A 24,686-nucleotide genomic window follows, 5' to 3' on the forward strand; every position below is an offset into this window, starting at 1 on the left:
ATTCATTTTTCGTCCGAGGACGTTAAGAATCCATGTCACTTTGAGTGCCCACACAGATTGTCTGATAAATTGTTAAAGAGCAGTGCAACGCGGCTTTCGCTCACCGTTGCGAGGTGGCGTATATTACGCCTTCCTCTTTCAGAGTCAACCCGTTATTTCAGGATTTTTTCTCTTCAACCGACCGTGTTGTCTGTGAAGTGATTCACATCCGCCGTGTCGATGGAGGCGCATTATAGGGATCCCAATTTTTAGCACAAGTATTTTTTAGATCTTTTTTTCCGACTGCTGATTTTCCGCGCTTTTCGCTGAAATCCCGCCCGATCTGCTTAAATATTGACGTATTTTGCCTTGCCTCGATCGACGAATACGATCAAAGTCTTCTGTATAGCGCTCATTCTCAGAGGTAGTTATGTCTGCAGTATTACGTCCTTATAAAGATCTGTTCCCCAAACAAGGCGATCGCGTGATGATCGACGCCAGTAGTGTGGTCATTGGTGATGTCCGACTGGCCGATGACGTTAGTATCTGGCCACTCGTTGCCATCAGGGGAGACGTTAACTATGTGTCTATTGGCGCGCGAACCAATATTCAGGACGGTAGCGTTCTGCACGTCACGCACAAATCGTCCTATAACCCGGAAGGCAATCCCCTCATTATTGGAGAAGATGTTACCGTCGGCCATAAAGTCATGCTTCACGGCTGCACTGTCGGAAATCGCGTACTTGTTGGCATGGGGTCGATTTTACTGGATGGCGTCATAGTAGAAGATGACGTGATGATTGGCGCCGGTAGCCTGGTCCCGCAGAACAAACGGCTGGAGAGCGGCTATCTCTATCTGGGAAGCCCGGTAAAACAGATCCGCCCCCTTAAGGAGGCAGAGATCGAAGGATTAAAATACTCGGCGAACAACTACGTAAAATGGAAGAATGACTATTTGGATCAGGATAGCCAAACCCAGCCCTGATCGTCTTCCTGCTGTTCGCGGATTAAATCGCTGGCTTCCTCTTCCAGATCCCAGCGATTTTCGCAAAATACCGCTAGCGGGTCTGTGCCGCCAAAACGATGCAACAGCGTTTCTCCATGGATGGCACAGGTAAGCTGCATACCCTGCACCAGCACAGGAAAACAGACCGCTTGCTTATGCTCATCCCAGCTCTCTCTGTCCGGGAAATGAATAGCCTGATTCACGCCGAAAGCTCCTGCTTTAGCTTTTCAATGACCGGCTCGACAGCAGGCAACACTCCGTGCCAGAGCAGTACCGCATGCGCAGCCTGCCCCACCAGCATTCCCAGCCCATCGGCTAACTGTTTCGCGCCGTGTTGTTCACACCAATTCAGGAAAGGCGTCTTACCTTTCTGATAGAACATGTCATAGAAGTACATATGTGCACTGACCAGCGAAGCGGGGATCGCCGGGATCTCGCCACTGATGCCGCTGGATGTGGCATTAATGACAAGATCGAACTCACGTTCAGCAAGATCGTCAAGCGCTACCGCGCTCACGCTGCCGGTATGCGCAAACAACGCCGCCAGCGCTTCTGCCCGGGAAAAGGTTCTGTTAGTAATGGTCACTGAACAGTCCAGGGAAAGCAGAGGCAACAGAACGCCCCTCGATGCACCACCCGCGCCAATCAGCAGAACCCGGAATCCGGGTTTGATAAAGGAGAGTCTTTCCAGATCGCTGAGTAAACCAATCCCGTCGGTGTTGTCACCCAGAAGGCGTCCATCCTCAAGCCGTTTTAGAGTATTGACTGCACCTGCAAGTGAAGCGCGCTCGGTCAGCTCATCTGCACGTTCGAATGCTTCTTCTTTAAACGGGACCGTCACATTCGCGCCTTTGCCCCCCGCTGCGAAAAAGGCCTCCAGCGTTGGGATAAAGGCATCCACTGGCGCCAGTACGCGCCCATAGGGATGATCTATCTGCAGCTGCTCCGCGAATTGCTGATGAATCCACGGTGACTTGCTGTGTGCAATCGGATTACCAAAAACAGCATAGGTTTCCATGAGATTACCCCTGGCGAAAACGTTCGCCGGTCAAAGCGTCGCGAATCTCAGACGGATTCAGGCGCCCTCCCGTTTCACCAACAGCGACAGGGAAGTCATTCCCGAACTGCGCCAGCACTTCTTCAGTTGTCCGACAAGGCGGCTGCCCGGTCAGGTTGGCGCTGGTTGAGACCAGTGGTTTACCAAATGCCAGGCACAGCTCCACCACCAGCGGATGGTCAGTGACGCGAACGGCAAGGGAGTCAAAGCGTCCGGTTAACCAGCGCGGCGTTGTAGGCTGAGCCGGGAAGACAAAGGTTACTGGTCCAGGCCATGCGGAGAAGATTGTCTCGCGCTGTGCCGGTGTCAGCATAGAATCATCGATATAGGGTTTAAGCTGCGCGTAATTCGCAGCGATCAAAATCAGCCCTTTCTCGACGGGTCTTTGTTTAAGAGTAAGCAGACGGCTCACAGCCGTTTCGCTGTCAGGATCGCAACCGACCCCAAAAACAGCTTCAGTTGGATAGGCGATGACTTCTTCATTTTTCAGTACGTCCACTGCATGCGCAATGGAGCCTGATGGCAGGTTATTATTCACTATTTTGATCCGCCGTAACCGGCTTTCCACATTGTTTACTGGCGCAGAAGCGTTTCATGCCTTGCGCGGTTTTCTTCTCTATCAGTAGCGGATAATTGCAATGAGGGCAGATTCCCGCTACCGGCTTAAAATTGATAACGAACTGGCATTCAGGGTAGCGATCGCACGAATGGAAAGTCTTACCATAACGGGAGCGGCGCTGTACCAGCTGACCTCGCTGACACTGAGGGCAGGCAATTGCCGTTTCATCAGGCTTATCAATTTGTTCCGTATGCTCACATTCCGGGTAGCGGCTACATCCAATAAACATGCCGAAACGCCCCTGACGTAGCGCGAGTTCGCCACCGCAGAGAGGACAAAGCTGACCCTCCAGAATTTTAACGATATGTCCATCCGCCTGGCTTTTCAGAGGACGAACATAATCGCATTCCGGATAGTGAGAACAACCGAGAAACGGGCCGTGTTTCCCGGACCGAATAACAAGTTCAGCCCCGCACTGCGGGCAGGGCTCGTTTTTATGCACCGTGAACAGTGCTGATTTGGCCATAACAACTCTTGGTGCTGCACATTGAATTAGTGCAGCATACCTTCATTCACTTCAAAGAGTAATTCTTCCATTTGCTGATAGGCATTTTCACAGCCCGGGATATTAAACAGAACCATCAGGATCACCCATTTGAGATCTTCCAGTTCAAATTCTGCGGTATCCAGCGCCATGACGCGCTCTATCACCATTTCTCTCGTTTCGAGGTTTAGCACCTGAATCTGCTCAAGGAATAAAATGAATCCCCGGCAGCTGGCGTCCAGCCGTTCACACTCTTCAGCGGTATAAATGCGTACTGACAATGGGTCAGAAGCAAGCTGCATCGGTTCGGCAAGGCCTTCCTGATAATCAGCCAGTTTTTCCAGCCACATCAACGCATTGTAGATATCTTCCCGCTCAAATCCCGCATCGGTAAGATCCTGTGTCAACTTGTCCTGATCCACTCGCATTTCTGCTTCGTTATGGATGTAAGTCTCAAACAAATACATCAGTACGTCGAACATGGCATGCCCTCCTTAATCGGACATAGCCGCCGGGTACAGCTGCGATCCACCCTGCTAACTCCAGTTCGAGTAGCTGTGCTACCGTTACTGGCACAGGTTGGCCGGCACGTTCAGCGACAACGTCAACAGGTGTTACCTCATCTCCTACGTTAGCCAGGAGCTTGGGAAATGGCAATGCCACCTTTCCCTGATCTGATGAATATTGTCGCTTTTCGGGATCTTCCTGCAGCCATTGCAGCCCATATTGCAAATTTTCAAGAATGTCCCCGACTTCCGTTACCGGTGTTGCCCCCTGCTTAATCAGCCAGTGCGGTCCCTCGCATCCCGGATTACCTATCGGGCCGGGCAAAGCGAAGACTTCTCGTCCCTGTTCGAGCGCACACCGTGCCGTGACCAGCGAACCGCTTCGCCGCGCGGCTTCGACCACCAGCACGCCTTTGCTAAGGCCGCTGATGATGCGATTACGACGCGGAAAGTTTGCCGGTCGGGGCTGCGCGGAAAGCGGAAACTCAGACACTATCGCGCCATCAGACTCAATAAGCCGCATCGCCAATGCCTGATGCCGGCGTGGGTAAATGCTAAAAAGACCGTTCCCCAGCACCGCGACACTTCGTCCTTTTACTGACAGCGCCGCGCTGTGGGCAACGCCGTCAATACCACAGGCCAGCCCGCTGGTGATCGTGAAACCACTTTGTGAAAGTTGTTCGCACAGGATTTTCCCCCACCGCTCGCCGTACCATGACGGCGCACGACTGCCTACCACCGCCAGCTGAACGGTATTAAGCGTCTCGGGGTTACCTTTTATGAATAATGCTCCGGGATAATCAGGGATCGTGCGGAGCAAAGGGGGATAAAGGGGATGGTTGGCCGTTAATTAATGATGACCCGGCTGCTCAAGCCATATCAGGCTACGCTCCAGCTCACTCTCATTGAGCGCAAAGAACCGTTCAGCCTGCTTAGCTGTCAAACCAGCGTTTCTCAGAACAAGCGTGTCGATGCCTTCCTGCCTCTGCAGTCGTGCAGCCGCTTCCACCATGACATCACTACACAAAGAACCTGTGTGCATGAGCCGTAGCCAAATCTCGGTAGATGTCATCCTTTCCCCTGCCATAAGCGGTCTCCGCAATCATTGCGATTGGTCACTGATGCTGTCAATCGATGGGGGATTTGTCTAGAATAGAGGGAGTATTCTTATCAACTCCTGAACACGACTCTGGAAATTTATGGCAGTTTTGCAAGTATTACATATTCCGGACGAGCGCCTTCGCATCGTCGCTGAACCGGTTAAAGAAGTGAATGCAGAAATCCAGCGTATCGTTGATGATATGTTCGATACCATGTACGCCGAAGAAGGCATTGGCCTGGCGGCGACGCAGGTGGACATTCACAAGCGTATTATCGTGATCGACGTTTCTGAGAATCGCGATGGCCGTCTGGTGCTGATCAACCCAGAGCTGCTTGAAAAGAGTGGCGAAACCGGTATTGAGGAAGGCTGTCTGTCTATTCCAGAACAGCGTGCGTTAGTGCCGCGTGCTGAGAAAGTGAAAATTCGCGCTCTGGATCGTGACGGTAATCCGTTCGAACTGGAGGCAGATGACCTGCTGGCGATTTGTATTCAGCATGAGATGGATCACCTGGTCGGTAAACTGTTTATCGATTATCTCTCGCCGCTGAAACAGCAGCGTATTCGTCAGAAAGTAGAGAAACTGGATCGTTTGCGTTCTCGCGCATAACGTCCCACCGGATACAAGGATCATCGTGTCTAAATCACTACGTATTATCTTCGCGGGAACCCCTGATTTTGCAGCGCGTCATCTTGACGCGCTGTTATCGTCTGGTCACCAGGTTGTTGGCGTCTTTACCCAACCGGACCGTCCTGCTGGTCGCGGCAAAAAACTGATGCCGAGCCCGGTCAAGGTGCTGGCAGAAGAGCATGGGCTTCCTGTTTTCCAGCCCGCATCGCTGCGCCCGCAGGAAAATCAGCAGCTGGTTGCTGACCTGAATGCCGACGTAATGGTGGTGGTGGCTTACGGTTTAATTTTGCCAAAAGCCGTGCTCGATATGCCGCGCCTGGGTTGCATCAACGTTCATGGGTCCCTGCTCCCACGCTGGCGTGGTGCAGCACCTATCCAGCGCGCGCTGTGGGCGGGTGATGACGAAACGGGCGTTACCATCATGAAGATGGACGTAGGTTTAGACACCGGCGACATGCTCTATAAACTGGCCTGCCCCATTACGTCAGACGATACCAGCGCCACGCTGTATGACAAACTGGCAGAGCTTGGCCCACAAGGGCTCATCGAGACGCTTCAGCAGCTTGCTGACAATACGGCAAAACCAGAAGTTCAGGACGACGCGCTGGTAACCTACGCCGAAAAGCTGAGCAAAGAAGAAGCGCGGATCGACTGGTCCCTGTCAGCCGCTCAACTTGAACGTTGCATTCGCGCTTTTAATCCGTGGCCGATGAGCTGGTTGGAAATTGATGAGCAGCCAGTAAAAGTCTGGAAAGCCTCCGTCATTAGCAGCGCTACCACGGTGGAACCCGGTACGATTATTGATGCCAGCAAGAACGGCATCCAGGTGGCGACTGCGCAAGGGATTTTGAATCTTGAATCTCTCCAACCGGCCGGTAAGAAAGCCATGAGTGCTCAGGATCTACTAAATTCCCGTCGCGAATGGTTTATCCCTGGCAATCGCCTTGCCTGAGCAAATTTATTCTTAAGGCCCGGTGTTTCCGGGCATTTTTATTTTTACGGTTATGAAAAAACAAAATCTACGCAGCATGGCGGCCCAGGCCGTCGAGCAGGTTATCGAGCAGGGCCAGTCACTGAGCAACGTCCTGCCTCCCCTGCAGCAAAAAGTCTCTGATAAAGATAAAGCCCTGCTTCAGGAGCTCTGCTTTGGCGTCCTGCGCACACTCTCGCAGCTTGAGTGGTTGATTAACAAGCTGATGTCCCGCCCAATGACGGGCAAGCAGCGCACCGTACATTATTTAATTATGGTGGGTTTTTATCAGCTTCTTCATACCCGCATCCCACCTCATGCCGCGCTGGCAGAGACGGTGGAAGGTGCCGTTGCGATTAAACGTCCTCAGCTGAAAGGGCTGATCAACGGCGTATTGCGTCAGTTCCAGAGACAGCAGGAAGAATTTCTGGCTGAATTTGCCCAAACCGAAGCACGCTTTCTGCATCCGGACTGGCTGTTGAAGCGCCTGAAAAAAGCTTATCCGCAGCAGTGGCAAGACATTGCCGATGCCAACAATCAGCGTCCACCAATGTGGTTACGCGTGAATCGTAATCACCACACCCGTGACGCATGGCTGGCATTACTTGAAGAAGCTGGAATGAGCGGCCTCACCCATGACGCATACCCTGATGCCGTGCGCTTAGCATCGCCTGCACCGGTACATGCATTACCCGGCTTTGAAGAGGGTTGGGTAACGGTACAGGATGCCTCTGCTCAGGGTTGCATGACCTGGCTTGAACCCCAAAACGGTGAGCAGATCCTCGATCTCTGCGCCGCACCAGGGGGCAAAACGACGCATATTCTTGAAGTGGCTCCGCAGGCCAACGTGATGGCAGTGGACGTTGATGAGCAGCGTCTTTCACGCGTCTACGACAACCTCAAGCGCCTGGGCATGAAGGCACAGGTTAAGCAAGGCGATGGACGCAAACCCGCAGAATGGTGTGGCGAAACACAATTCGATCGCATTTTGCTGGATGCCCCCTGCTCTGCAACCGGTGTGATTCGTCGTCATCCGGATATCAAGTGGCTGCGTCGCGATCGTGATATTAGTGAGCTTGCCCAACTGCAATCCGACATCCTCGACGCCATCTGGCCATATCTCAAACCCGGCGGCACGCTGGTCTATGCAACCTGTTCAGTACTGCCGGAAGAAAACAGTCAGCAAATCGCGGCCTTCCTTAAACGAACCCCGGACGCGGCGCTGCACGATACGGGAACGCCTGAATGCCCGGGTCAGCAGAATCTGCCGGGTGCAGAAGAGGGTGATGGCTTCTTTTACGCTAAGCTAATCAAAGAGTGATGTTGAGAACAGGTCACGAGAGATGAAGATTATCATTCTGGGCGCAGGACAGGTTGGTGGAACGCTGGCGGAAAACCTGGTTGGCGAAAACAACGATATCACCATAGTGGATACCAACGGCGATCGCCTGCGTGTTTTGCAGGACAAATTTGACCTGCGCGTTGTGCAGGGTCATGGTTCGCACCCCCGCGTCCTTCGTGAGGCGGGCGCTGACGATGCCGACATGCTGGTTGCGGTGACCAGTTCTGACGAAACCAATATGGTGGCCTGTCAGGTGGCCTACTCGCTTTTTAACACGCCAAACCGAATCGCGCGCATCCGCTCTCCGGACTATGTCCGCGATGCTGAGAAACTGTTTAATTCAGAAGCAGTTCCTATTGACCATCTCATCGCGCCAGAACAGCTGGTGATCGACAATATCTACCGTCTGATCGAATATCCGGGCGCCCTGCAGGTGGTGAACTTTGCCGAAGGTAAAGTGAGCCTGGCCGTCGTTAAGGCCTATTACGGCGGCCCGTTGATTGGCAACGCGTTGTCCACCATGCGCGAGCATATGCCGCATATTGATACGCGCGTCGCGGCTATTTTCCGCCACGACAGACCTATCCGCCCGCAGGGCTCTACGATTGTCGAAGCCGGGGACGAAGTCTTCTTTATTGCGGCTTCACAGCATATTCGTGCGGTGATGAGTGAACTTCAGCGTCTCGAAAAACCCTATAAACGCATTATGCTGGTCGGCGGCGGCAATATTGGTGCCGGTCTGGCACACCGGCTGGAAAAAGATTACAGCGTAAAATTGATCGAACGCGATCAGCAGCGAGCGGCTGAACTGGCGGAAAAACTGCAAAATACGATCGTATTTTATGGCGATGCGTCAGATCAGGAGTTGCTGGCTGAAGAGCATATTGATCAAGTTGATCTTTTTATTGCCGTTACCAACGACGACGAGGCGAATATAATGTCCGCCATGCTCGCGAAACGTATGGGGGCAAAGAAGGTCATGGTGCTTATCCAGCGCAAAGCCTATGTTGATCTGGTTCAGGGCAGCGTCATTGATATTGCCATTTCGCCGCAGCAGGCGACAATTTCCGCGTTACTGAGCCATGTGCGTAAAGCGGATATTGTTGGGGTATCATCGCTTCGTCGCGGGGTAGCGGAAGCCATTGAAGCCGTAGCGCACGGAGATGAAACTACATCACGCGTCGTGGGCCGTTCGATAGACGAAATTAAGCTGCCACCGGGCACCATTATTGGTGCTGTCGTGCGCGGGAATGATGTCATGATTGCCAATGATAATTTGCGCATTGAGCAAGGCGATCACGTTATTATGTTCCTTACCGATAAAAAGTTTATTACCGACGTCGAACGTTTATTCCAGCCAAGCCCATTCTTCCTTTAATGTGTCGGGTGCTCTCAATGGGGTACCCGCTCTTTATCCTTCTCATTTCTGTGCCTTTTATTTTGCATAACGTTTAATTATCACGAATGGCAATTAGCTAATCATTTGTTAAACTTATAGTCGTCAGCTGGCACAAGGAGAACAAAATGAGTTTTATTAAAGAATTTCGCGAATTTGCGATGCGCGGAAACGTGGTGGATTTGGCAGTGGGTGTCATTATTGGTGCAGCATTCGGCAAGATTGTTTCATCATTAGTGGCCGACATTATCATGCCACCTTTAGGGTTGCTGATCGGGGGCATTGATTTCAAACAGTTCGCTTTCACGCTGCGTGAAGCACAGGGTGATGTGCCGGCAGTCGTGATGCACTACGGTGTATTTATTCAGAACGTATTTGATTTCGTGATTGTAGCGTTTGCCATTTTTATGGCTATCAAGCTGATCAATAAACTCAACCGTAAAAAAGAAGAGCCGGCAGCAGCGCCTGCACCGACAAAAGAAGAAGTGCTGCTGAGTGAGATTCGCGATCTGTTAAAAGAGCAGAACAAGCGCGTTTAATCAGAAGCTGAAAGCAGGAAGGCCAGTGGTAAATAAGCGATTCGCTTGTTTGCCACTGGCCTCCCAGTTACCCCGTTTTGCATGCTTGTCTTTACGCAGATAACTTCCTTTCCCTTTTTTATTCTTCTCAACGCGCTGTCTGAATAGCGGGTCATGAAGTAGTGCCTCAATGGCATTGTCTTTAATCTGTCCTTTCGTGTGCTGATAGCGGCTCATAAATTCTCCTGAGCATGGTTTATGTCGACGGGAGTCTAGACCCGGTTGGACTAAAAATCAACAGTCCTCGGTTTCCCCACTGGCCCCCTGTTCAAGGGCTTCCAGAATAGAACAATAAATACTGCTGTGGGCCGTGCCACAACAAGCATCATTCAGCCTTTGCAGAGAGCGCTGCATGGTTTGCAATTCCTGAATGCGTGCTTCAACTTCATCCAACCGGGCCTGCACAATGCTTTTCGACTCCTGACAGGTGTGATGTGCCGGATCGATGCGGATCGATAATAACTCGCGGATCGAGTCTAATGTGAAACCAAGCTGACGCGCATAACGAATAAACCGCAGGCGCTGCAGATCGTTATCGGTATAAAGTCGAAAACCACCTTCAGTACGAACTTCATGATCGATCATCTGCTGCTTTTCGTAATATCGGATGGTATCCGGTGTGACGTTCGCGAGCTTCGCAAGTTCACCGATACGGTACATAACTACTCCTCGTTTATTTTCCGCAACAAGCGTTCACCGTATTCACCGTGCAGAAAATCAGTGTTCATTCCTGCCTGACACAGTTTAAGTTCAAGCACGGCGAGACGGCGGCTAAGTTCAGAATGTCGCGGATCGTCCTGACGGATCCCTTTTAGCAGATCGACAAGTTCAACAGCCTCTCTGCGCTGTTCGAGCTCAGGAGGGAGACAGCCTGCATTCTTTAGTAAACGGTATCCCGCGCGTAATTCAGGCGCAATATGCGAGTCATCGTCAAGCATAAGGGGTTCGCCGCGTCCCGGAAGATCGTCGAATTCACCTTTTTTTTGGGCATCACGAATATGGCGTTCTGCCCACTGGTCAAGCAGCCACATTACCCGCTCCAGAGGATGAACAGAATTGATACAGATATTGTAGAGAAGTGGGGATATCGCGGATATAAAAAAACCCGCCGGAGCGGGTTTTTTTACGTTACTGCAGATTACTCTGCAGCAGCTTCTGCTTTCTCTGAACGATCAACCAGCTCGATGTAAGCCATCGGCGCGTTGTCGCCTGCACGGAAGCCACACTTCAGAATGCGAGTGTAACCACCGGCACGGCTCGCGAAACGCGGGCCCAGTTCGTTAAACAGTTTTGCCACGATCTCGTTATCACGAGTACGGGCGAATGCCAGACGACGATTAGCAACGCTGTCAGTCTTGGCAAGAGTAATCAGCGGCTCAACTACGCGACGCAGCTCTTTCGCTTTAGGCAGGGTCGTCTTGATGATCTCATGACGAACCAGTGAACCTGCCATGTTGCGGAACATAGCCTGGCGATGGCTGCTGTTGCGGTTCAGTTGACGACCACTCTTACGATGGCGCATGACCTTATCCTTCTCAGTAAAACCTTAACCTGTGATCCGGTTACTCGTCAGCAATGCTTGCCGGTGGCCAGTTTTCCAGGCGCATGCCCAGAGACAGACCACGTGAAGCCAGCACGTCTTTAATCTCGGTAAGAGATTTTTTACCCAGGTTCGGCGTTTTCAGCAACTCAACCTCGGTACGCTGTACCAGATCACCGATATAGTGGATAGCTTCTGCCTTGAGGCAGTTAGCAGAGCGGACAGTCAATTCGAGATCGTCAACAGGGCGCAGCAGGATCGGATCGAATTCTGGTTTCTCTTCTTTCACTTCCGGCTGACGAACATCACGTAAGTCAACGAAAGCTTCCAGTTGTTCTGCCAGGATGGTTGCCGCACGACGAATCGCCTCTTCAGGATCGATTGTGCCGTTGGTTTCCATTTCGATGACCAGCTTGTCCAGGTCGGTACGCTGTTCTACACGCGCTGCTTCAACATTGTAGGCAATACGCTCTACAGGGCTGTAGCATGCGTCGACCAGCAGACGGCCGATTGGGCGCTCATCTTCTTCCGAATGAATTCGGGCAGAAGCCGGCACATAACCACGACCGCGCTGAACTTTGATACGCATGCTAATAGCTGCGTTCTCATCGGTCAGGTGGCAGATCACGTGCTGCGGCTTGACGATTTCAACATCACCGTCGTGGGTGATGTCGGCTGCAGTCACAGGGCCAATGCCAGATTTATTCAGAGTAAGAATAACTTCATCTTTACCCTGAACTCTCACCGCCAGCCCTTTCAGGTTGAGCAGGATTTCAAGGATATCTTCCTGAACGCCTTCTTTGGTGCTGTACTCATGAAGTACACCATCAATCTCAACCTCGGTCACCGCGCAACCCGGCATCGATGAGAGCAGAATACGGCGCAGTGCGTTACCCAGAGTATGGCCAAAGCCACGCTCTAAAGGCTCAAGGGTCACCTTGGCGTGCGTCGAACTCACTTGCTCGATATCTACCAGGCGCGGTTTTAGAAACTCTGTCACAGAACCCTGCATTGTGTCCTCTCTTTGGTACTAAGCTTTACTTGGAGTAAAGCTCGACGATCAGGTGTTCGTTAATGTCCGCAGACAGATCAGAACGTTCTGGCTGACGCTTGAACGTACCTTCCATCTTGCCAGCATCAACTTCCAGCCAGGTTGGCTTTTCACGCTGCTCAGCCAGCTCCAGAGCGGCCTTCACGCGAGATTGCTTTTTCGCTTTCTCACGAATGCTAACAACGTCATTCGCTTTAACCTGATAAGAAGCGATGTTAACAACACGACCGTTTACCATGATTGCTTTGTGGCTAACCAGCTGACGTGATTCAGCACGAGTAGCGCCGAAGCCCATACGGTATACAACGTTGTCCAGACGACCTTCCAGCAGAGCCAGCAGGTTTTCACCTGTGTTGCCTTTCAGACGTGCTGCTTCTTTATAGTAGTTACGGAACTGACGCTCCAGCACACCGTACATACGGCGAACTTTTTGCTTTTCACGCAACTGCACACCATAGTCAGACAGACGCGGTTTACGCGCACCGTGCTGGCCAGGAGCTTGTTCAATTTTACACTTGGTATCGATCGCGCGAACGCCAGACTTAAGGAATAAGTCGGTGCCCTCACGACGGCTCAGCTTGAGCTTAGGACCCAAATATCTTGCCATTTTCTATCTCCAACTAACCTAAAAAACGAGCGTTATACGCGACGTTTTTTCGGCGGACGACAACCGTTATGAGGGATCGGAGTCACATCAGTAATATTAGTGATGCGGAAACCAGCGGCGTTCAGAGCGCGAACAGTAGATTCACGACCCGGACCCGGACCTTTAACCATAACTTCCAGATTCTTGATGCCGTATTCTTTTACGGCTTCTGCGCAACGCTCTGCTGCAACCTGAGCTGCGAACGGAGTGGATTTGCGAGAACCACGGAAACCGGAACCACCGGCTGTTGCCCAACCCAATGCGTTACCCTGACGATCAGTAATAGTAACGATGGTGTTGTTGAAAGAAGCATGGATATGAGCCACGCCGTCAGAGACTTGTTTTCTTACACGTTTACGTGCACGAACTGGTGCCTTTGCCATTATTCAATCACCCCGATTATTTCTTGATCGGTTTGCGCGGACCCTTACGGGTACGTGCGTTGGTCTTAGTACGCTGACCGCGCACTGGCAGACCACGACGATGACGCAAACCGCGATAGCAACCAAGATCCATCAGGCGCTTGATGCTCATGCTGATTTCACGGCGCAGATCACCTTCAACGACAAATTTGGCAACTTCGTCACGCAGCGTGTCGATTTGTTCTTCAGACAGCTCACTGATCTTAACATCTTCAGCGATACCCGCTGCAGCCAGAATGGCTTTAGAACGGGTCTTGCCGATGCCGTAGATCGAAGTTAATGCGATCACAGCATGTTTCTGATCAGGAATGTTAATGCCTGCTATACGGGCCACTATGCACTCCTACTATTTAATATGTACGCACCATGCTGAAAAGCCCGTTTTCAGGATACTCAAATGGAAACGTACAGACATACAAAAGATTGGCTGGCTAATCTAGCCAGCTCAACCCAACTTTGCAAGAAAAATATGCGAAATAATCAGCCTTGGCGCTGTTTATGCTTCGGCTCGGCACTGCAAATCACACGGATGACACCATCACGCTTAACGATTTTGCAGTTACGGCATAATTTCTTGACGGAAGCACGAACTTTCATTTTTACTCTCCGTAACTTCTCAGGCGACCAATTAGCGGCCGTAGCCTTTCAGGTTCGCCTTCTTCAATGCAGACTCATACTGACTGGACATCATCAGAGTTTGCACTTGAGCCATAAAGTCCATAATCACGACAACAACGATAAGCAGTGAGGTCCCACCGAAGTAGAACGGTACTTTCATTGCATCACGCATGAACTCCGGGATCAGGCAGATAAAAGTAATATAGAGCGCACCAACCAAAGTCAGGCGGGTCATTACTTTATCGATATACTTCGCCGTTTGCTCTCCCGGACGAATTCCTGGTACAAATGCACCGGACTTCTTCAGGTTATCTGCTGTTTCACGCGGGTTGAAGACCAACGCCGTGTAGAAGAAACAGAAGAAGATGATCGCAGACGCATAGAGTAACACATAAAGTGGTTGCCCAGGCTGCAAATACAGCGAAATTGTTGTCAGCCAGTTCCAACCAGTACCGCCCCCGAACCATGACGCGATGGTTGCCGGGAACAGAATAATACTGGAAGCGAAGATAGCCGGGATAACCCCCGCCATGTTCACTTTCAGCGGTAAATGTGTGCTCTGTGCAGCATAGACACGACGACCTTGCTGACGCTTAGCGTAGTTCACCACAATGCGGCGTTGACCACGTTCAACGAAGACAACAAAGAACGTCACTGCAAATACTAATACTGCAACCAACAGCAACAGGAGGAAGTGCAGGTCGCCTTGACGCGCTTGCTCGATAGTGTGGGCGATGGCTGGCGGGAGGCCCGCAACAATACCGGCGAAGATAATGATTGAGATACCGTTACCGATACCACGCTCAGTAATCTGTTCGCCGAGCCACATCAGGAACATTGTCCCTGTGACCAGACTTACAACAGCGGTGAAGTAGAATGCAAAGCCCGGGTTTAACACCAGGCCCTGCATACCAGGCATATTCGGCAGACCGGTAGCAATACCGATCGACTGGAATATAGCCAGCACCAGAGTACCGTAACGGGTGTACTGACTAATCTTACGACGTCCAGACTCCCCTTCTTTCTTCAACTCTGCCAGGGCCGGATGAACGACCGTCAGCAGCTGGATAATAATCGATGCCGAAATGTACGGCATAATACCCAGTGCGAAGATAGAAGCACGGCTGAGAGCACCACCAGAGAACATGTTGAACATTTCAATGATGGTGCCTCGCTGTTGCTCAAGCAGTTTGGCAAGTACAGCGGCATCGATACCAGGGATCGGAATAAAAGAGCCAATACGGAACACAATCAGCGCGCCGATAACAAACAGCAGTCTGCGTTTCAGCTCGCCAAATCCACCTTTGGCACTTTGAAAATCTAATCCCGGTTGCTTAGCCATCTGCTACTTATTCCTCAATTTTACCGCCAGCAGCTTCGATAGCAGCACGAGCACCTTTAGTAACACGCAGGCCACGAACAGTTACCGGAGTAGAAACTTCACCAGCCAGGATCACTTTCGCGAACTCGATCTGGATACCGATAATGTTTGCTGCTTTCAGCGTGTTCAGGTCTACAACGCCGCCTTCAACTTTCGCCAGGTCAGACAGACGGATTTCCGCCGTGATCGCTGCTTTGCGAGAGGTGAAGCCGAACTTCGGCAGACGACGGTACAGTGGCATCTGGCCACCCTCGAAACCGCGACGTACGCCACCGCCAGAACGAGAGTTCTGACCTTTGTGACCACGACCACCGGTTTTGCCGAGGCCAGAACCGATACCACGACCCAGGCGTTTACCCGCCTTTTTAGAGCCTTCGGCCGGAGACAGAGTATTTAAACGCATCTCTTACTCCTCAACTTTAACCATGAAGTAAACCGCGTTGACCATACCACGAACAGCAGGAGTATCCTCGCGCTCAACGGTATGACCAATACGACGCAGACCCAGGCCAAGCAGCGTTGCCTTGTGTTTCGGCAGACGACCGATTGCACTGCGGGTTTGAGTGATTTTAATAGTCTTTGCCATGGTCAATTACCCCAGAATTTCTTCAACGGATTTACCACGCTTGGCAGCGACCATTTCTGGAGAATTCATATTTTCCAGGCCATCAATAGTTGCACGAACCACGTTGATCGGGTTGGTGGAACCATATGCTTTAGCCAGAACGTTATGAACCCCAGCAACTTCCAGAACGGCGCGCATTGCACCACCGGCGATGATACCGGTACCTTCTGAAGCTGGCTGCATGAATACACGAGAACCCGTGTGAACACCTTTAACTGGGTGCTGCAGGGTACCGTTGTTCAGCGCGACGTTAATCATGTTGCGACGGGCTTTTTCCATCGCTTTCTGGATCGCTGCTGGAACTTCACGCGCTTTACCGTAACCAAAACCAACGCGACCGTTACCATCGCCTACTACAGTCAGAGCTGTGAAGGAGAAAATACGACCACCTTTAACGGTTTTAGATACGCGGTTTACCGCGATCAGCTTTTCCTGCAGTTCGCCAGCCTGTTTTTCGATGTGAGCCATCTTACACCTCTACCTTAGAACTGAAGGCCAGCTTCACGGGCAGCATCTGCCAGTGCCTGGACACGACCATGATATTGGAACCCGGAACGGTCAAAGGAAACATTGCTGATGCCTTTTTCCAGAGCGCGTTCAGCAACAGCTTTACCTACAGCTGCAGCGGCGTCTTTGTTACCGGTGTACTTCAATTGTTCTGAGATAGCTTTTTCTACAGTAGAAGCAGCTACCAGAACTTCAGAACCGTTCGGTGCAATTACCTGTGCGTAAATATGACGCGGGGTACGATGTACCACCAGGCGAGTTGCACCCAGCTCTTTGAGCTTGCGGCGTGCGCGGGTCGCACGACGGATACGAGCAGATTTCTTATCCATAGTGTTACCTTACTTCTTCTTAGCCTCTTTGGTACGCACGACTTCGTCGGCGTAACGAACACCCTTGCCTTTGTAAGGCTCAGGACGACGGTAGGCGCGCAGATCTGCTGCAACCTGACCGATCAGCTGTTTATCAGCGCCTTTCAGCACGATTTCAGTCTGAGTCGGGCATTCTGCAGTGATACCGGCCGGCAGCGGATGCTCAACAGGGTGTGAGAAGCCCAGAGACAGGCCTACTGCATTCCCTTTGATAGCTGCACGATAACCTACACCAACCAGCTGAAGCTTTTTAGTGAAGCCTTCGGTAACACCAACAACCATTGAGTTCAGCAGGGCACGCGCGGTACCAGCCTGAGCCCAACCATCCACGAAACCATCACGTGGACCGAAGGTCAGAGCGTTATCTGCATGTTTAACTTCAACAGCTTTGTTGAGGGTACGAGTCAGCTCGCCGTTTTTACCTTTGATCGTAATAACCTGACCGTCGATTTTTACATCAACGCCGGCAGGAATAACGACCGGTGCTTTAGCAACACGAGACATTCTTTCCTCCGATTAGGCTACGTAGCAGATAATTTCGCCACCAAGACCAGCCTGGCGCGCTGCACGATCAGTCATAACACCTTTAGAGGTAGAAACAACTGCGATACCAAGACCAGCCATAACTTTTGGCAGCTCATCTTTTTTCTTATAGATGCGCAGGCCTGGGCGGCTGACACGCTGAATGCTTTCTACAACAGCTTTACCCTGGAAATACTTGAGAGTAAGTTCCAGTTCCGGCTTGGTGTCGCCTTCAACTTTAAAATCTTCGATAAAACCTTCTTCCTTCAGCACGTTGGCAATTGCCACTTTCAGCTTGGCGGAAGGCATGGTGACCGCAACTTTGTTCGCGGCCTGACCGTTACGGATACGGGTCAGCATATCCGCGATCGGATCTTGCATGCTCATCTGTCTTTACTCCCGTGATTCAATTGGTAATTACCAGCTAGCCTTTTTCAAGCCTGGCACTTCACCGCGCATGGCGGCTTCACGCAGTTTGATACGGCTCAACCCAAACTTGCCCACATAACCATGTGGACGACCTGTTTGACGACAGCGGTTACGCTGACGAGACGGGCTGGAATCACGCGGCAGAGACTGCAGCTTGAGAACCGCATTCCAACGATCTTCGTCGGAAGCGTTCACATCAGAAATGATCGCTTTCAGTTCAGCGCGTTTAGCGAAGAATTTATCAGCTAAAGCTACGCGCTTTACTTCGCGTGCTTTCATTGATTGCTTAGCCATTCAGTAACCCTACCTTACTTGCGGAACGGGAAGTCAAAGGCAGCCAGCAGAGCACGGCCTTCTTCGTCAGATTTCGCAGTAGTGGTAATGGTAATATCCAAACCACGCACGCGGTCGACTTTATCGTAGTCGATTTCTGGGAAGATGATCTGCTCACGGACACCCATGCTGTAGTTACCACGACCGTCGAAAGACTTAGCGGACAAGCCACGGAAGTCACGGATACGTGGAACAGCAATAGTGATCAGGCGCTCAAAGAACTCCCACATGCGTTCGCCACGCAGAGTTACTTTACAGCCGATCGGATAGCCCTGACGGATTTTGAAGCCTGCAACAGATTTGCGTGCTTTGGTGATCAGCGGTTTTTGACCGGAGATTGCTGTCAGGTCAGCTGCTGCGTTATCCAGCAGTTTCTTGTCAGCGATCGCTTCACCAACACCCATGTTCAGGGTGATCTTCTCGACCCGAGGGACTTGCATGACAGAATTGTAGTTAAACTCGGTCATGAGTTTCTTAACTACTTCGTCTTTGTAGTAATCATGCAGTTTCGCCATCGTACTACTCCAAATTACTTGATAGTTTCGCTGTTAGACTTGAAGAAACGGACTTTTTTACCGTCTTCGAATCTAAAGCCTACACGGTCAGCCTTGCCGGTAGCCGCATTGAAGATTGCAACGTTAGAAACCTGAATAGCAGCTTCTTTTTCAACGATGCCACCTGGTTGGTTCAGGGCCGGAACCGGCTTCTGATGTTTCTTAACCAGGTTGATACCTTCAACGACAAGTTTGCCGGAAGACAGAACATTTTTTACTTTACCGCGTTTACCTTTATCTTTACCGGTTAACACGATAACTTCGTCATCACGACGGATTTTCGCTGCCATGATTCGCTCCTTAGAGTACTTCTGGTGCCAGAGAGATAATTTTCATGAACTTCTCAGTACGAAGTTCACGAGTTACCGGCCCAAAGATACGCGTGCCGATAGGCTGCTCGCTGTTATTGTTTAAAATAACGCATGCATTACCATCGAAGCGAATGACAGAACCGTCAGGGCGACGAACACCCTTCTTGGTGCGCACCACTACCGCCTTCAGCACATCACCTTTTTTGACCTTACCACGTGGAATTGCTTCTTTGATGGTGATCTTGATGATGTCGCCTACGCCTGCGTAGCGACGGTGCGAGCCACCCAGAACCTTGATACACATTACGCGACGTGCACCGGAGTTGTCGGCGACGTTCAGCATAGTCTGTTCTTGGATCATTTTAGTGCTCCGCTAATGTCAACTACTACCTGAGACTCTAAAATCAGAGCCGTTAAAAAGCCCCATATCGAGGGCGCGGCATTATAACACCGCTTCTGCAATATGGGTAGAAAAAATAAACGGCTCATCGCTGAGCCGTTTATTCGTATTGAGAAGGCGTACTGTATTACAGAACCGCTTTCTCTACAACGCGAACCAGCGTCCAGGACTTAGTCTTGGACAGTGGACGGCATTCACGGATTTCAACCTTGTCGCCGATACCACATTCGTTGTTCTCGTCATGTACGTGCAGTTTGGTCGTACGCTTGATGAATTTACCGTAGATCGGGTGTTTCACAATACGTTCGATAGCTACTACAATGGATTTCTCCATTTTGTCGCTAACAACACGACCTTGCAGAGTACGGATTTTATCGGTCATTACGCACCCGCCTTCTGAGTCAGTAAAGTCTTAACGCGTGCAACATTGCGACGCACTTGCTTCAGCAGGTGAGTCTGTTGCAGCTGGCCACTTGCAGCCTGCATACGCAGGTTGAACTGCTCACGCAGCAGGTTCAGCAGCTCAGCGTTCAGCTCTTCAACGCTTTTTTCACGCAGCTCTTTTGCTTTCATTACATCACCGTCTTAGTTACAAAGGTGGTTTTGATAGGCAGTTTCGCTGCTGCCAGGCCGAAGGCTTCACGGGCCAGCTCTTCCGGAACACCGTCCATTTCATACAGGACTTTGCCCGGTTGGATCAAGGCAACCCAGTACTCCACGTTACCTTTACCTTTACCCATACGAACTTCCAGCGGCTTCTCGGTGATCGGTTTGTCCGGGAATACACGGATCCAGATCTTACCTTGACGCTTAACTGCACGGGTCATTGCACGACGTGCTGCTTCGATCTGACGTGCAGTCAGACGACCACGGCCAACAGCTTTCAGACCGAAAGTGCCGAAGCTAACATCCGTACCCTGCGCCAGACCACGGTTGCGGCCTTTGTGCACTTTACGGAATTTTGTACGCTTTGGTTGTAACATCAGCGACGCTCCTTATTTACGGCCTTTACGCTGCTGCTTTTTAGGTTGAGCAGCCGGTTTTTCCGGTTGTTCAACAGCAGCCATACCACCCAGGATCTCACCTTTGAAGATCCATACCTTAACGCCGATTACACCGTAAGTGGTGTGCGCTTCAGAGGTGTTGTAGTCGATGTCAGCACGCAGAGTGTGCAGCGGTACGCGACCTTCACGGTACCATTCGGTACGTGCGATTTCCGCGCCGCCCAGACGGCCGCTAACTTCAACTTTGATACCTTTAGCGCCCAGACGCATTGCGTTCTGTACAGCACGCTTCATAGCACGACGGAACATAACACGACGTTCCAGCTGTGAAGTGATGCTGTCAGCAACCAATTTAGCGTCCAGTTCAGGCTTACGAACTTCAGCGATATTGATCTGTGCAGGAACGCCAGCGATATCCGCTACGACCTTGCGCAGTTTTTCTACGTCTTCGCCTTTCTTACCGATAACGATGCCAGGACGAGCAGTGTGAATAGTCACACGGATGCTCTTCGCTGGACGCTCGATAACGATACGAGATACAGACGCTTTAGCCAGTTCCTTAGTCAGGTACTGACGTACTTTAAAATCGCTGTCCAGGTTGTCAGCGAATTCTTTGGTGTTCGCAAACCAGGTAGAGTTCCATGGTTTTACAATACCCAGGCGAATACCATTAGGATGTACTTTCTGACCCATTGCTAGTCTCCAGAGTCTCAGCGATCGGACACAACCACAGTAATGTGGCTGGTGCGCTTCAGGATGCGATCTGCACGACCTTTCGCACGCGGCATAATGCGCTTCATGCTTGGGCCTTCATCTACGAAAATTTTCGCGACTTTCAGATCGTCGATGTCAGCGCCATCGTTGTGTTCAGCGTTAGCAATGGCAGATTCCAGTACTTTCTTGACCAATACCGCAGCTTTCTTGTTGGTATAGGTCAGGATGTCCAGGGCCTGCGACACTTTCTTACCGCGAATCAGGTCAGCAACAAGGCGAACCTTCTGTGCAGAAGAACGAGCATGGCGATGTTGAGCTAAAGTTTCCATCTCTTCCTCCTACCTTATTTCTTCTTCGCTTTTTTATCAGCAGCGTGGCCGCGATAAGTACGAGTCGGTGCGAATTCACCCAGTTTGTGACCAACCATTTCGTCGGTAACAAAGACTGGAACGTGCTGACGACCATTATGGACAGCGATGGTCAAACCGATCATGTTAGGAAAGATCGTTGAACGACGGGACCAAGTGCGCAGGGGCTTCTTGTCTCCGCTTTCCACCGCTTTCTCTACCTTCTTCAGCAAGTGCAGGTCAATAAAAGGACCTTTCTTGAGAGAACGTGGCATGGCTTATCCTCTAAAATTATTTGCTACGGCGACGTACGATAAATTTATCAGTACGCTTGTTGCTGCGGGTCTTCTTACCTTTGGTCTGAACGCCCCACGGAGATACCGGGTGCTTACCAAAGTTACGACCTTCACCACCACCATGTGGGTGGTCGACTGGGTTCATCGCAGTACCGCGAACGGTAGGACGAACACCACGCCAGCGTGCAGCACCTGCTTTACCCAGAACGCGCAGCATATGCTCAGCATTGCCAACTTCGCCCAGAGTAGCGCGGCAGTCTGCTTCGACTTTACGCATTTCACCAGAACGCAGACGCAGGGTGACATAAGCACCATCACGCGCAACGATCTGAACGTAAGTACCCGCGGAACGCGCCAGCTGACCGCCTTTACCTGGTTTCATTTCTACGTTATGAACGGTAGAACCAACCGGGATATTGCGCATCGGCAGGGTGTTGCCTGCTTTGATTGCAGCATCAACGCCAGACTGAATCTGGTCGCCAGCTTTCAGGCCTTTAGGGGCCAGGATGTAACGGCGTTCGCCGTCTTTGTACAGAACCAGCGCGATGTTCGCGGAACGGTTCGGATCGTACTCAAGACGTTCAACAACTGCTGGGATACCGTCTTTGTTGCGTTTGAAGTCAACAATACGATAAGCCTGCTTGTGGCCACCACCGATGTGACGAGTGGTGATACGGCCATTGTTGTTACGACCACCGGATTTGCTGTTTTTTTCCAGCAACGGAGCAAAAGGTTTGCCCTTGTGCAGCTCAGGGTTAACCACTTTAACTACGTGGCGACGACCCGGAGATGTCGGTTTACATTTAACAACTGCCATTGTATTACTCCTCCGACTTACTCAGCGCCGCCAACGAAGTCCAGATTCTGGCCTTCTTTCAGGGTGACGTAAGCTTTTTTCCAGTCGCTACGACGACCGATACGCTGTCCGTGACGTTTAACTTTCCCTTTAACTACCAGGGTGTTAACGACTTCGACTTCGACTTCAAACAGTTTCTGCACAGCAGCTTTGATCTCTGCTTTGGTCGCGTCTTTAGCAACTTTGAGAACGATGGTGTTTGTTTTTTCCATCGCAGTAGACGCTTTTTCAGAAACGTGCGGTGCGCGAAGCACCTTCAGCAGACGTTCTTCACGAATCATGCCAGCATCTCCTCAACTTGCTTAACAGCATCAGCAGTCATTACGACTTTGTCGAAGGCGATCAGGCTAACCGGGTCGATACCAGTCGCATCGCGTACGTCAACCTTGTGCAGGTTACGTGCGGCCAGGAACAGGTTCTCGTCCAGCTCACCGGTGATGATCAGCACATCTTCCAGAGCCATGTCTTTCAGTTTCTGTGCCAGCAGCTTAGTTTTAGGCGCTTCAACAGAGAACTTCTCGACAACGATCAGACGATCCTGACGTACCAGTTCGGACAGGATGCTTTTCAGCGCGCCGCGGTACATCTTTTTGTTAACTTTTTGACTGTGGTCCTGTGGACGCGCAGCGAAGGTCACGCCACCTGAACGCCAGATCGGGCTCTTGATAGAACCTGAACGCGCACGGCCGGTACCTTTCTGGCGCCATGGCTTTTTGCCAGAACCAGTTACTTCAGCACGAGTCTTCTGAGCACGAGTACCCTGACGAGCACCAGCTGCATAAGCAACAACAACCTGGTGAACCAGCGCTTCGTTGAAATCACGACCGAAGGTAGTTTCGGAAACAGTCAGCGCGCTCTGCGCGTCTTTCAATACTAATTCCATTGCTATCCCCTTACGCCTTCACAGCTGGTTTAACGATCAGGTCGCTACCGGTTGCACCCGGGACCGCACCTTTAACCAGCAGCAGGTTGCGCTCAGCGTCAACACGTACTACGTCCAGGCTCTGAACGGTTACACGTTCGTTACCCAGCTGACCTGCCATTTTCTTGCCTTTGAACACTTTGCCCGGAGTCTGGTTCTGACCGATAGAACCCGGAACGCGGTGAGACAAGGAGTTACCGTGGGTAGCGTCCTGGGTACGGAAGTTCCAGCGCTTAACGGTACCAGCAAAACCTTTACCTTTAGAGGTACCGGTTACGTCAACTTTTTTAACGTCAGCAAACAGCTCAACGCTAATGTCCTGACCTACGGTGAACTCTTCGCCTTCAGCAAGACGGAATTCCCACAGACCACGGCCAGCTTCTACGCCAGCTTTAGCGAAGTGACCCGCTTCTGGTTTGGTTACACGGTTAGCTTTTTTAGCACCAGTGGTAACCTGAATAGCGCGGTAGCCATCGTTAGCCAGATCTTTAACCTGAGTAACGCGGTTTGCTTCAACTTCGATTACGGTTACTGGGATAGAAACGCCATCTTCAGTGAAGATGCGGGTCATACCCACTTTTTTACCGACTAAACCAATCATTGTTTCAACCTCTCAATCGCTCGATGACCTGATTAACCCAGGCTGATCTGCACGTCTACACCGGCAGCCAGATCCAGACGCATCAGAGCATCAACGGTTTTCTCAGTTGGCTCAACGATGTCAACCAGACGCTTGTGAGTGCGGATTTCGTACTGATCGCGCGCGTCTTTGTTAACGTGCGGAGAGATCAGAACGGTGAAGCGCTCTTTGCGGGTCGGCAGCGGGATCGGACCACGGACTTGCGCACCAGTGCGCTTAGCAGTCTCGACGATTTCCGCGGTTGATTGATCGATCAGACGATGATCAAACGCTTTAAGGCGGATACGGATTCTTTGGTTCTGCATGAGACCAGAGCTCCAATTATTTTATAAACGAAAATGATTACTCCTCAAACCCATTACGATTGATGGGAGAGTGTAACCGTTCTTACGTAGCTCCCCAATTGGGAGCATTGTTGAGTAACAAAATGAGCTACTCTGGTTCTGATTGAACCCGCCGTCAATTACGACAAGCCCGCGCATTATACGTAAATCTGGGCAAGACGCAAGTGCCGTTTAGAAATTAAGCGCCAA

Annotated in this window: 42 protein-coding genes and 1 pseudogene; 6 read left to right on the plus strand and 37 right to left on the minus strand. The window is 51.2% G+C overall.

All coding sequences use genetic code 11. The annotated features are described in order from the left end of the window. Window positions 1–409 precede the first annotated feature (409 nt). On the plus strand, window positions 410–964 hold the full coding sequence (locus FHC48_RS04505; protein ID WP_008503472.1) for a gamma carbonic anhydrase family protein: 555 nt from the start codon (window positions 410–412) through the stop codon (window positions 962–964). Here FHC48_RS04505 and FHC48_RS04510 read toward each other — a convergent pair. The 6 genes and pseudogenes from FHC48_RS04510 to dprA all read right to left on the minus strand — a co-directional run bounded on the left by FHC48_RS04510 (window position 940) and on the right by dprA (window position 4,723). Continuing rightward, a complete protein-coding gene (locus tag FHC48_RS04510) occupies window positions 940–1,188 on the minus strand; it encodes a DUF1488 domain-containing protein (protein ID WP_023345007.1) in 249 nt (82 codons plus the stop codon). The genes FHC48_RS04505 and FHC48_RS04510 overlap by 25 nt on opposite strands. Then, the gene (gene aroE, locus FHC48_RS04515; RefSeq protein WP_023345008.1) at window positions 1,185–2,003 is read right to left on the minus strand and encodes a shikimate dehydrogenase; all 819 of its coding nucleotides are present in this window, start codon (window positions 2,001–2,003) and stop codon (window positions 1,185–1,187) included. Before aroE ends, FHC48_RS04510 begins: the two co-directional genes overlap by 4 nt. Window positions 2,004–2,007: 4 nt before the next feature. After that, window positions 2,008–2,580, minus strand: coding sequence for an L-threonylcarbamoyladenylate synthase type 1 TsaC (gene tsaC / locus FHC48_RS04520; protein ID WP_059365020.1), 573 nt, complete (start codon window positions 2,578–2,580; stop codon window positions 2,008–2,010). Beyond that, entirely contained in the window at window positions 2,573–3,127 is a 555-nt protein-coding gene (locus FHC48_RS04525; RefSeq protein ID WP_023294698.1) for a type I DNA topoisomerase, read from the minus strand. The genes tsaC and FHC48_RS04525 overlap by 8 nt, the downstream gene beginning before the upstream one ends. Before the next feature lie 26 nt (window positions 3,128–3,153). Further along, on the minus strand, window positions 3,154–3,627 hold the full coding sequence (gene smg, locus FHC48_RS04530) for a DUF494 family protein Smg (protein ID WP_008503477.1): 474 nt from the start codon (window positions 3,625–3,627) through the stop codon (window positions 3,154–3,156). Continuing rightward, a pseudogene (gene dprA, locus FHC48_RS04535) lies at window positions 3,599–4,723 on the minus strand (DNA-protecting protein DprA). The gene smg and the pseudogene dprA overlap by 29 nt, the downstream one beginning before the upstream one ends. Window positions 4,724–4,850: 127 nt before the next feature. On the opposite strand from dprA, the gene def reads away from it, so the two are divergent. From def to mscL, 5 genes are all read left to right on the plus strand, one after another. Continuing rightward, window positions 4,851–5,360: a peptide deformylase gene (def, locus tag FHC48_RS04540; protein ID WP_008503479.1), complete on the plus strand. Its 510-nt coding sequence runs from the start codon at window positions 4,851–4,853 to the stop codon at window positions 5,358–5,360. A 25-nt stretch (window positions 5,361–5,385) separates the two neighbouring features. Continuing rightward, window positions 5,386–6,333 carry a methionyl-tRNA formyltransferase gene (fmt, locus tag FHC48_RS04545; RefSeq protein ID WP_045337348.1) on the plus strand — a complete coding sequence of 316 codons (948 nt, stop codon included), beginning with the start codon at window positions 5,386–5,388 and terminating at the stop codon, window positions 6,331–6,333. A gap of 52 nt (window positions 6,334–6,385) precedes the next feature. Continuing rightward, on the plus strand, window positions 6,386–7,672 hold the full coding sequence (gene rsmB / locus FHC48_RS04550; protein WP_220418789.1) for a 16S rRNA (cytosine(967)-C(5))-methyltransferase RsmB: 1,287 nt from the start codon (window positions 6,386–6,388) through the stop codon (window positions 7,670–7,672). Window positions 7,673–7,694: 22 nt separating this feature from the next. Further along, complete coding sequence (gene trkA / locus FHC48_RS04555) at window positions 7,695–9,071, plus strand: Trk system potassium transporter TrkA (protein ID WP_008503482.1); 1,377 nt, start codon at window positions 7,695–7,697, stop codon at window positions 9,069–9,071. Between the two features lie 146 nt (window positions 9,072–9,217). After that, the gene (gene mscL, locus FHC48_RS04560) at window positions 9,218–9,628 is read left to right on the plus strand and encodes a large-conductance mechanosensitive channel protein MscL (RefSeq protein ID WP_008503483.1); all 411 of its coding nucleotides are present in this window, start codon (window positions 9,218–9,220) and stop codon (window positions 9,626–9,628) included. On the opposite strand, the gene FHC48_RS04565 is transcribed toward mscL, so the two are convergent. The 31 genes from FHC48_RS04565 to rpsJ form a co-directional block, all read right to left on the minus strand. After that, window positions 9,629–9,844, minus strand: a complete 216-nt coding sequence (locus FHC48_RS04565; protein ID WP_063618808.1) for an alternative ribosome-rescue factor A — start codon at window positions 9,842–9,844, stop codon at window positions 9,629–9,631. 57 nt (window positions 9,845–9,901) lie between these two features. Further along, window positions 9,902–10,327: a Zn(2+)-responsive transcriptional regulator gene (gene zntR, locus FHC48_RS04570; protein ID WP_021242972.1), complete on the minus strand. Its 426-nt coding sequence runs from the start codon at window positions 10,325–10,327 to the stop codon at window positions 9,902–9,904. 2 nt (window positions 10,328–10,329) lie between these two features. Then, window positions 10,330–10,698, minus strand: coding sequence for a DUF1992 domain-containing protein (locus FHC48_RS04575; protein ID WP_059365024.1), 369 nt, complete (start codon window positions 10,696–10,698; stop codon window positions 10,330–10,332). 107 nt (window positions 10,699–10,805) lie between these two features. After that, entirely contained in the window at window positions 10,806–11,189 is a 384-nt protein-coding gene (gene rplQ, locus FHC48_RS04580; protein ID WP_001216368.1) for a 50S ribosomal protein L17, read from the minus strand. A gap of 40 nt (window positions 11,190–11,229) precedes the next feature. Next, complete coding sequence (locus FHC48_RS04585) at window positions 11,230–12,219, minus strand: DNA-directed RNA polymerase subunit alpha (RefSeq protein ID WP_002919219.1); 990 nt, start codon at window positions 12,217–12,219, stop codon at window positions 11,230–11,232. Window positions 12,220–12,244: 25 nt separating this feature from the next. Then, on the minus strand, window positions 12,245–12,865 hold the full coding sequence (gene rpsD / locus FHC48_RS04590; RefSeq protein WP_004868345.1) for a 30S ribosomal protein S4: 621 nt from the start codon (window positions 12,863–12,865) through the stop codon (window positions 12,245–12,247). Between the two features lie 32 nt (window positions 12,866–12,897). Next, complete coding sequence (gene rpsK, locus FHC48_RS04595; protein ID WP_003863312.1) at window positions 12,898–13,287, minus strand: 30S ribosomal protein S11; 390 nt, start codon at window positions 13,285–13,287, stop codon at window positions 12,898–12,900. Between the two features lie 16 nt (window positions 13,288–13,303). Then, window positions 13,304–13,660 (minus strand): 30S ribosomal protein S13, encoded by a 357-nt coding sequence (gene rpsM / locus FHC48_RS04600; protein ID WP_008503488.1) that lies wholly within the window; start codon window positions 13,658–13,660, stop codon window positions 13,304–13,306. A 146-nt stretch (window positions 13,661–13,806) separates the two neighbouring features. Continuing rightward, the gene (rpmJ, locus tag FHC48_RS04605; protein WP_000868187.1) at window positions 13,807–13,923 is read right to left on the minus strand and encodes a 50S ribosomal protein L36; all 117 of its coding nucleotides are present in this window, start codon (window positions 13,921–13,923) and stop codon (window positions 13,807–13,809) included. 31 nt (window positions 13,924–13,954) lie between these two features. Further along, window positions 13,955–15,286, minus strand: coding sequence for a preprotein translocase subunit SecY (secY, locus tag FHC48_RS04610; protein WP_003863305.1), 1,332 nt, complete (start codon window positions 15,284–15,286; stop codon window positions 13,955–13,957). 7 nt (window positions 15,287–15,293) lie between these two features. Next, window positions 15,294–15,728: a 50S ribosomal protein L15 gene (rplO, locus tag FHC48_RS04615; protein ID WP_003863304.1), complete on the minus strand. Its 435-nt coding sequence runs from the start codon at window positions 15,726–15,728 to the stop codon at window positions 15,294–15,296. Between the two features lie 3 nt (window positions 15,729–15,731). Further along, on the minus strand, window positions 15,732–15,911 hold the full coding sequence (gene rpmD / locus FHC48_RS04620) for a 50S ribosomal protein L30 (protein ID WP_003863301.1): 180 nt from the start codon (window positions 15,909–15,911) through the stop codon (window positions 15,732–15,734). Between the two features lie 6 nt (window positions 15,912–15,917). Further along, window positions 15,918–16,418 (minus strand): 30S ribosomal protein S5, encoded by a 501-nt coding sequence (gene rpsE / locus FHC48_RS04625; protein ID WP_003863299.1) that lies wholly within the window; start codon window positions 16,416–16,418, stop codon window positions 15,918–15,920. Window positions 16,419–16,432: 14 nt separating this feature from the next. Beyond that, window positions 16,433–16,786 carry a 50S ribosomal protein L18 gene (gene rplR, locus FHC48_RS04630; RefSeq protein WP_003863297.1) on the minus strand — a complete coding sequence of 118 codons (354 nt, stop codon included), beginning with the start codon at window positions 16,784–16,786 and terminating at the stop codon, window positions 16,433–16,435. 9 nt (window positions 16,787–16,795) lie between these two features. Next, complete coding sequence (gene rplF, locus FHC48_RS04635; protein WP_003863296.1) at window positions 16,796–17,329, minus strand: 50S ribosomal protein L6; 534 nt, start codon at window positions 17,327–17,329, stop codon at window positions 16,796–16,798. A 12-nt stretch (window positions 17,330–17,341) separates the two neighbouring features. Further along, window positions 17,342–17,734, minus strand: coding sequence for a 30S ribosomal protein S8 (gene rpsH / locus FHC48_RS04640; protein WP_006178918.1), 393 nt, complete (start codon window positions 17,732–17,734; stop codon window positions 17,342–17,344). A gap of 30 nt (window positions 17,735–17,764) precedes the next feature. Then, window positions 17,765–18,070 carry a 30S ribosomal protein S14 gene (gene rpsN / locus FHC48_RS04645; protein ID WP_003863291.1) on the minus strand — a complete coding sequence of 102 codons (306 nt, stop codon included), beginning with the start codon at window positions 18,068–18,070 and terminating at the stop codon, window positions 17,765–17,767. Between the two features lie 14 nt (window positions 18,071–18,084). Further along, the gene (gene rplE, locus FHC48_RS04650) at window positions 18,085–18,624 is read right to left on the minus strand and encodes a 50S ribosomal protein L5 (protein WP_001096202.1); all 540 of its coding nucleotides are present in this window, start codon (window positions 18,622–18,624) and stop codon (window positions 18,085–18,087) included. A gap of 14 nt (window positions 18,625–18,638) precedes the next feature. Next, window positions 18,639–18,953 carry a 50S ribosomal protein L24 gene (gene rplX / locus FHC48_RS04655; RefSeq protein ID WP_003863287.1) on the minus strand — a complete coding sequence of 105 codons (315 nt, stop codon included), beginning with the start codon at window positions 18,951–18,953 and terminating at the stop codon, window positions 18,639–18,641. A 10-nt stretch (window positions 18,954–18,963) separates the two neighbouring features. After that, window positions 18,964–19,335: a 50S ribosomal protein L14 gene (rplN, locus tag FHC48_RS04660; protein WP_002919748.1), complete on the minus strand. Its 372-nt coding sequence runs from the start codon at window positions 19,333–19,335 to the stop codon at window positions 18,964–18,966. Window positions 19,336–19,501: 166 nt separating this feature from the next. Further along, window positions 19,502–19,756, minus strand: a complete 255-nt coding sequence (gene rpsQ / locus FHC48_RS04665) for a 30S ribosomal protein S17 (RefSeq protein ID WP_008503489.1) — start codon at window positions 19,754–19,756, stop codon at window positions 19,502–19,504. Next, window positions 19,756–19,947: a 50S ribosomal protein L29 gene (gene rpmC, locus FHC48_RS04670; RefSeq protein ID WP_003863282.1), complete on the minus strand. Its 192-nt coding sequence runs from the start codon at window positions 19,945–19,947 to the stop codon at window positions 19,756–19,758. Before rpmC ends, rpsQ begins: the two co-directional genes overlap by 1 nt. After that, window positions 19,947–20,357, minus strand: coding sequence for a 50S ribosomal protein L16 (rplP, locus tag FHC48_RS04675; RefSeq protein ID WP_002919759.1), 411 nt, complete (start codon window positions 20,355–20,357; stop codon window positions 19,947–19,949). Before rplP ends, rpmC begins: the two co-directional genes overlap by 1 nt. Window positions 20,358–20,369: 12 nt before the next feature. Next, window positions 20,370–21,071, minus strand: a complete 702-nt coding sequence (gene rpsC / locus FHC48_RS04680; protein WP_000529945.1) for a 30S ribosomal protein S3 — start codon at window positions 21,069–21,071, stop codon at window positions 20,370–20,372. Between the two features lie 17 nt (window positions 21,072–21,088). Then, entirely contained in the window at window positions 21,089–21,421 is a 333-nt protein-coding gene (rplV, locus tag FHC48_RS04685) for a 50S ribosomal protein L22 (RefSeq protein ID WP_002919773.1), read from the minus strand. Window positions 21,422–21,435: 14 nt separating this feature from the next. Beyond that, window positions 21,436–21,714: a 30S ribosomal protein S19 gene (gene rpsS, locus FHC48_RS04690; protein WP_001138117.1), complete on the minus strand. Its 279-nt coding sequence runs from the start codon at window positions 21,712–21,714 to the stop codon at window positions 21,436–21,438. Between the two features lie 16 nt (window positions 21,715–21,730). Then, on the minus strand, window positions 21,731–22,552 hold the full coding sequence (rplB, locus tag FHC48_RS04695; RefSeq protein WP_008457150.1) for a 50S ribosomal protein L2: 822 nt from the start codon (window positions 22,550–22,552) through the stop codon (window positions 21,731–21,733). 17 nt (window positions 22,553–22,569) lie between these two features. Beyond that, a complete protein-coding gene (gene rplW, locus FHC48_RS04700) occupies window positions 22,570–22,872 on the minus strand; it encodes a 50S ribosomal protein L23 (RefSeq protein ID WP_000617546.1) in 303 nt (100 codons plus the stop codon). After that, entirely contained in the window at window positions 22,869–23,474 is a 606-nt protein-coding gene (gene rplD / locus FHC48_RS04705) for a 50S ribosomal protein L4 (RefSeq protein ID WP_000424395.1), read from the minus strand. The genes rplW and rplD overlap by 4 nt, the downstream gene beginning before the upstream one ends. A 10-nt stretch (window positions 23,475–23,484) precedes the next feature. Beyond that, the gene (rplC, locus tag FHC48_RS04710) at window positions 23,485–24,114 is read right to left on the minus strand and encodes a 50S ribosomal protein L3 (protein WP_003863274.1); all 630 of its coding nucleotides are present in this window, start codon (window positions 24,112–24,114) and stop codon (window positions 23,485–23,487) included. 32 nt (window positions 24,115–24,146) lie between these two features. After that, window positions 24,147–24,458, minus strand: a complete 312-nt coding sequence (gene rpsJ / locus FHC48_RS04715; protein ID WP_001181005.1) for a 30S ribosomal protein S10 — start codon at window positions 24,456–24,458, stop codon at window positions 24,147–24,149. Between the last annotated feature and the right edge of the window lie 228 nt (window positions 24,459–24,686).

The organism is Enterobacter sp. EC_50 (assembly GCF_019584525.1).
GTDB classification, from domain to species: Bacteria; Pseudomonadota; Gammaproteobacteria; order Enterobacterales; family Enterobacteriaceae; genus Enterobacter; species Enterobacter roggenkampii.